This window comes from Lamprobacter sp. (assembly GCF_034860625.1).
In the GTDB taxonomy this organism is placed as follows: domain Bacteria; phylum Pseudomonadota; class Gammaproteobacteria; order Chromatiales; family Chromatiaceae; genus Lamprobacter.
This window is the reverse complement of record NZ_JAYESN010000561.1, coordinates 1-1222: the sequence shown is the minus strand read 5'-3', so window position 1 is coordinate 1222 and position 1222 is coordinate 1. Positions and strand designations below refer to the sequence as shown.

Sequence of the window (1222 nt, the reverse complement as noted above, 5' to 3'; positions counted from 1 at the left end):
GTTGGAGAGCGCCAAGGCCGCATTGCGCGCGGCGGCAAAGTCATCGCACCAGGCGAAGTGATGCACCTGCGCCCCACAGCGCTCCGCGATCGCCACCGTCGCATCGCGTGAGCCGGTATCCAGCACAATCATCGTCTCGACCACCACCGCCGCGCTCTGCAGGCAGGCGGCGATGGAGGCGGCTTCATCGCGGGCGATGACGACGAGCGCTAGGGCCGGGGTGGGGGTCGGTGGCTTGGGCGTGGACATGGGGTCTCCTGGGTGGGGCAGCTCAGGTCGCTCGGTTGGCTTTGATCCTTGACCTCAGCGCTCGGCCGACTGTTGCCTGATCGACCAGGGGCCGATAGGATCAGCTCACCGCTTGACGCACCGAAGGCCAGCATGGACGAGATCAACAATCCGCATGATGTCTACTTTCGCGAGAGCTTCACCCGCCGCGAGATTGCCCAAGACTTTCTGCGTTGGCATCTGCCAGCGGAATTGCGGGCGTTTGTCGATCTCGACAGCTTGGAGATTAGCAAGGACAGCTACGTGTCCAAGGAGTTGCGGGCCTCGTATTCGGATCTTGTCTACCGACTGCGGCCGCGCGGTTTAGATCAGACTGCCACGCCTGCTGAGCTTGAGCCGGCCTCGGCGCCCGAGCTTGCGCTCTGCGTCTACATGCTCTTCGAGCACAAGAGCACACCTGAGTACTGGGTCGCACTGCAACTGCTGCGCTACATCGCGCTGCAAGGCGAGGCCTACCGCAAACAACACCCAGACGCCAAGCATCTGCCCCCGGTCTACCCCATGGTGCTCTACCACGGCCACAAAGCCTGGCGCTCACCGAGCGACTTTCACAATCTGGTCCGACCACTCCCGGCAGTGCTGCAACCCGATGTGCCACAGTTTCGCTACAGCCTGCACGATCTCTCAGCGCGCACCAACGCCGAGATCAAAGGCGATGTGCTCACCCGCTTGGTGCAGCTGGCGATGCGCTGGATCTTCAGCCAGGAACCGCTTGAGCATCTGGAGCGGCTGATCGCCCTGATCGACCAGATCGCCGATCGTGATACGGCGCTGGAGATTCTGGAATCGTTGCTGCGATATGATGTCCAAGGCACGCAACGGGTGGCGGAAGACGACGCCCGCCAACTGTTGGAGCAGACCTCACCGGGAGATCCGATCATGCAGACCTTTATCGATCGATATATTGAGCAGGGCAAGCGCCAAGGCGAAGCCG

The 1222-nt window shown here is 62.2% G+C and carries 2 protein-coding genes; one reads left to right on the top strand and one right to left on the bottom strand.

Annotated features, from left to right (window positions below):
- Positions 1 to 249 (bottom strand): glycosyltransferase (locus tag VBE63_RS29790; RefSeq protein WP_323686580.1); only part of this gene is annotated, 249 nt, incomplete at its 3' end.
- 132 nt (positions 250 to 381) lie between these two features.
- On the opposite strand from VBE63_RS29790, the gene VBE63_RS29785 reads away from it, so the two are divergent.
- Positions 382 to 1222, top strand: an 841-nt coding sequence (locus tag VBE63_RS29785; protein WP_323686579.1) for an Rpn family recombination-promoting nuclease/putative transposase, incomplete at its 3' end; no start/stop codon positions are given.